This window comes from bacterium, from assembly GCA_040755795.1.
GTDB lineage: Bacteria > UBA9089 > CG2-30-40-21 > CG2-30-40-21 > SBAY01 > JBFLXS01.
Window position 1 is genome coordinate 1 of sequence record JBFLXS010000291.1, and the last position, 5,171, is coordinate 5,171.

Here is a 5,171-nt window from a genome sequence, read left to right on the forward strand (position 1 = left end):
ATTTCAACCAAATTCTTTTAATATCTAAAAATGAACCCAATCCATATAACCCATATTTTTGACTCCAGGCAAAACCACATAATCCACACAGGAAAGTCGCAATAAATATATACCACACATCCTGTATCATCAAATAAGAAAGGTGTTTAGGAAGAAAATTCTTTAATATTATCTCCCGCATCCCAATGAAATACATATAATAAAGGTAAGGTAAAGAGGTAATTACGCATACCTCAGATAAAATTAATGATTTACCTGCCCTTTCACGATTAAATAAATTTCTCATTTTTCCAGTCTCTAATTTCTGTTTTTAAAATTCTATTTCCATTATGGCTATTCCCAACCCCCAGCCTATTCCATCAGCGAGTAAGTCCTCATGGTCAAAGACATCATTCATTTCTTCTTTGATGATACCAGCGGCCGCGGTGGCTAAACTCGCATAGCAAAATGAAGAAAACTTACTTAAACCTCGATTTTCGCAATAAAGATAAGTAGCATCATAGATTACAGCACTGACAACGATATGAGCAATCTTATCTTTCTCTAATTTAAATTTCGCCTCTGATACTCTTACGAAATTACTCATCAAAAATCCTATAAGTAACAAAACAACAGGTATTTTTTTAATTTGACACATTTCCATTTCCTCCTTTAACTGACTAAATTATAGGATTCTGCAAAACCAGGAAACTGTAGTTTTTAAGCGGGTATTTAAAACCTCTATTTTTATCAATTTCCTCCAAAGAGCAAAATGCAAAAGTCGTTTATAGTTTATAGTTTATGGTTTATAGTTTATAGTTTATAGTCTATAGTCCTTCAACTATAAACTATCAACTATAAACTATCAACTATCTACTACATTTCAGCATTAAAATACTTGAAGTCCTTTTTGAAATTTGATTTGTAATTTTGCATTTTGATATTTAATATTTGATATTTATTTGTTATTTCCCCAAAATCCTATTTTGCAGAACCCTATGGCTAAATTAGTTACCAATATTTAAAAGGTAACTTCGATAGAATCGTATTTGACAAAATTGTTTTCATTACAGAAGTTAATATTTGCATTTGAAGAAATTGGTTGAAGTTCCGTATTAAGCCAGGTATGAAGATATACCTTTAGATAAATTCTATATCGATGTCCTGTAGTAAGTATATATCCTGTCTGAAAATCAAATTGCCCGGTCAAATCACCTGCAGAAGGTTTAATCCAGGTCCAATCATTAGCTGGTGGAATTATATAAGAAGGCAGGATTGCTGAAGTAGTTAAATCAATTGCCTCCAGAGATAGTCTAACCTCACCACCAGCAGGTAAATCTATAAGATACTGTCCATTATAGCTACCTTTTATTCTAATAACAACCGGATAATTTCCGACCATCTCATCGATTAAATTAATCTCAACCCCTAAGTTTCCATAGGCATACACATCTCCTGTCCCTTCTCCGGGCACCCCAACACCTATAAAAATACATTTATTTTCTTTATCAACTTGCACATATTCATAACTATTAGTTAATTGTCCGCTATGCCATGATTTGAATTCACTATAATTTGGTTGACTCAATTGTTTTGTAATTCCGGGTTCGTAATTAATATCCAGGACAGAAGACAAAAATGATTCCTCGAATTCAGAAGCCGTATCTTTTTCTACAAAAGATAATACTGGTGGAGATGAAGCGGACTTATCCTCAGTTGAACCCAGGGCTATCCATTGAACATCTGAATTTGAAACAGGTTTGTTTTTATGGTCATAAAGAGATATTGTAAATCCTGTTTTACTATTGTTAGTTGCACAGACATTAATTGCTTTGCCATCTTTTTGTCCGGTAGCAAGTATAATTGGAGGATTAGAAAATGGGATGTTAAATTTGATAAACTGATTATTATCATATTTACCTACCTCTCCTTGAATATTACCATTTGAAAGAGGAGCAATCGCAATCCAATGGACAATAGCATCCTTTTCTGGGGCAAAACGATTATAGAGTTTAATATGAAATCCTCTTTTTTCTACTTTCTCAACATAGGTATTGATAGCAAATTGTCCCTTTCGAGCAGAGGCGATAACAATCGGCGGGGTTGAAAAAGATTGTGTAAAATTAATATATTCCCCATTATTATAAATACCAGAGCCTGCTTGAATATCTTTATTATTTCCCAATCCTGCCGCAAGCCATTGAACACAGGCATCTGACACTTTATTACCTTCGTAATCCAGTATAGATAGTTTAAATCTGTTCTTTTTACTTGATATAGAAGCGACTCGTAAAGCAACACCCTTTTTAGAAGCCGAAGTAATAATAACCGGCTGTTTAGAAAAGGATTGTTCAAGATTAACATAATCTCCATTACTATACCTTCCTGTTCCTGATTGAATTTCTATACTGACAGATATTCCTCTAAATAAAACTAAAAAAATAAATATCCATCCTGATATTTTTAATCTTTTATTCATAATATTAAATTATATCAGATATATCTCTTTTTTGTCAAGAAGCGGACCGAGAATTTTTTAAAAATATCTTCTACTATGTTGGTAAAACCTCCTAAATTTAATTAAAAATTAATATTTTGACTCAATTAACCTTAAAGGCAAGGAAAAATTGTAACCGTTCACCACAGAGACATAGAGACGCAGAGAAAAAAATTAAAATCTATAGTACTTATTAATCGAAATTTGATCCAGATATGGCTATGAAATTCCAAATCACAAATTCCAAATTCCAAACAAATTCGAATGACCAAAATTCAAAACATTACCCCCCATAGTTTGGTATTTAGTACTTGAAATTTGGTGCTTATTTGGGATTTGGTGCTTGGGATTTGGGATTTTTTACTTATCCACCCTGAGTAAAATTTTGACTAATAACTGCTATATTCACCAGAGACAGAAATTTCCTTTTTTTGGTGCATTTCGGGTTTTTCGTTGTTTATTAATTTTTTAATACTTACTTTCGACTAACTGTTTTTAAGCCTTTTTAAACACCGAAAAACGCGAAAAACACGAAAAAAAGATATTTTCCTCTCTGTTTCTCTGCGTCTCTGCGGTTAGAAATTTCTGAAATCCTCTGATTTTTCTTGCATTTTGTTATTTTTTGTGTTATAATTTTTTTCTGAAAGGGTAGGGGATGAACAGGGAAATTTTAGAGGTTAAAGAATTTTTTAATAGATTAGCTTCCTACTATGACTTGATTTATAATGAACAATTTAAGGAAAAAACTAAAGGAGAAATTACCTTTCTCCAAAATTTCCTGCCTAAAAAAGGTAAAATATTAGATATTGCCTGTGGAACTGGAAGACACCTCCTACCACTAAAAATGCTTGGTTATGAGGTAATTGGAATTGACTTATCAAAGAATATGCTTCAAATTCCAAGAAATAAGATTAAAAACTTAAAGTTCAATATTAAACTTATACAAGGAGATATGAGATTTCTTCCTTTACAAAATCAATCCATCGTTGGGGTAATCTGTTTGTTTTCATCTTTTTGTCATTTACTTACTTTAGATGACCAGAAAAAAACGGTCAATGAAATTTATCGAATTTTAAAAAATAATGGGGTAGTAATAATTGATGTGGCGAATTGGTATTGGTTAAAAAAACAATGGCAGAAAAAAAGGGAAAAGATTGGAATAATCCCTGGAACTCAAAAGATTACCATTCATCTGGAAAATAGATACATTGATAATCCTTTAAGAACAAAATTATGTCATTACACGAAAGAAGATTTAAGAAGATTATTTAGCATTTTCCCCAGGGTAGATTTTTATGGTAGTTTTTCATTAAATGCTAAATTTAACAGTCAAAGTTCCAGAATTATTATGGTGGCTAAGAAAAAGCAATTAGAATACAAGGTATGAAGTTTAGAAGTTATGAAATTTAGAAGTTCAGAATTTACAATTCAGAATAACTTCCGATAATATATCTTATGTAAACTTGAAGGTAGTATCGAAATTTTACCACCTCTGCAGTTAAGTCGTAGGCTATTAAATCAAGTTAAACATTTCGCTCCTACGGAGATGAATTCTTTAACTTGATGTTCAAGTTTTTTAAAGGTATAAAGATTTAACCGCAAAGAGCGCAAAGGAAGATTTCGCAAAGGACGCAAAGGAAGGAAAATAAGGTGGTGAACAACCTATTGCTTTGTTAAGTTTGCTTTGCTATGTTTAGAAAGTTATCGGTTATCAGGTTATCGGTGAAGAGAAAACAATGGCCTGTTATCTCCGATTACCGATTACCTAAGTAACATGCAAATTCAATCTTAACAGAGCACTATAATCTTTGCGTTCTTTGCGGTTAATTTCTTTGCGTTCTTTGCGGTTAAAAAAGGATAAACCACTTAACCTTAAAAAAAACTTGAATATCGAGTTTAAGGATTATCATAGTCTACAAATATATCACTCCTAACGGAGTTTAAAAATATATTCAGCCCTGTAAGGGCGAGATGTTTATAGATTTATTTATTGTCTCAACATCAAATTAGCTCCGTAGGAGCGATATGTTTATTGAGAAAGTTATAAGAGACCTGTGCGGTTAGGTTTTAGGTTATTGACGCTGAAAGCGTCGAATTTTAAATAACCGTAGATGCAATCTACGGAAATAAAAATAAACGCCCGCAAAACTAGGGTCGAATGTAATCCCTGGTTAGAATTCAACCCTTTCAGGGTCGAGTAGTAAGCAGGAGTTTTTCTTCTCTTATGTAAAAGTCAAACCTTTCAGGTTTGAGGAAATTTGCTTGTAATTTCTAACCGCACAGGTCGACAATTTGTTGTAGAAGACATTGAAAATAAAAGAGTTGCGAACTTTTTCACCGAGAATTGCTGGGGCGAAAATTTCTTTCTTGACATTCTTAATAAAATATGATAAAAAAAATAAATTTAAAAGACTTGACAAAATAAGTAAGTTTATGATAAAATTATTAAAGATTTGGAATTCTAACGAATCACGATGTCAAATAGGTAGGGTTTTACAAAATTAAAAGCAAGTAAATGGTAATGAGTATATGTTTAGCGTGCTACAGCATTTGAGGTATAAATAATTCCGTAACCGTTCAGGCTATATATCAAAAGTGTAAGAAAGGGGATAAGGAGATAAGAGTGATATGGAGATAAGATAATAGAAATAGATTGAAATTTATAGAAATAGGTAGAAATTGATTGTGGAAAACA

5 protein-coding genes are annotated in these 5,171 nt (G+C 32.0%); 2 read left to right on the top strand and 3 right to left on the bottom strand.

From position 1 onward, the window contains the following. The 3 genes from AB1414_15020 to AB1414_15030 form a co-directional block, all read right to left on the bottom strand. Positions 1-286: hypothetical protein (locus tag AB1414_15020; GenBank protein ID MEW6608733.1), on the bottom strand; the 286-nt coding region annotated here is incomplete at its 3' end. A 24-nt stretch (positions 287-310) separates the two neighbouring features. Then, on the bottom strand, positions 311-637 hold the full coding sequence (locus tag AB1414_15025; protein ID MEW6608734.1) for a hypothetical protein: 327 nt from the start codon (positions 635-637) through the stop codon (positions 311-313). Between the two features lie 363 nt (positions 638-1,000). Then, entirely contained in the window at positions 1,001-2,458 is a 1,458-nt protein-coding gene (locus tag AB1414_15030; GenBank protein MEW6608735.1) for a hypothetical protein, read from the bottom strand. 673 nt (positions 2,459-3,131) lie between these two features. On the opposite strand from AB1414_15030, the gene AB1414_15035 reads away from it, so the two are divergent. Further along, the gene (locus AB1414_15035; GenBank protein ID MEW6608736.1) at positions 3,132-3,863 is read left to right on the top strand and encodes a class I SAM-dependent methyltransferase; all 732 of its coding nucleotides are present in this window, start codon (positions 3,132-3,134) and stop codon (positions 3,861-3,863) included. Between the two features lie 920 nt (positions 3,864-4,783). Next, complete coding sequence (locus tag AB1414_15040; GenBank protein ID MEW6608737.1) at positions 4,784-4,981, top strand: hypothetical protein; 198 nt, start codon at positions 4,784-4,786, stop codon at positions 4,979-4,981. Positions 4,982-5,171 lie beyond the last annotated feature (190 nt).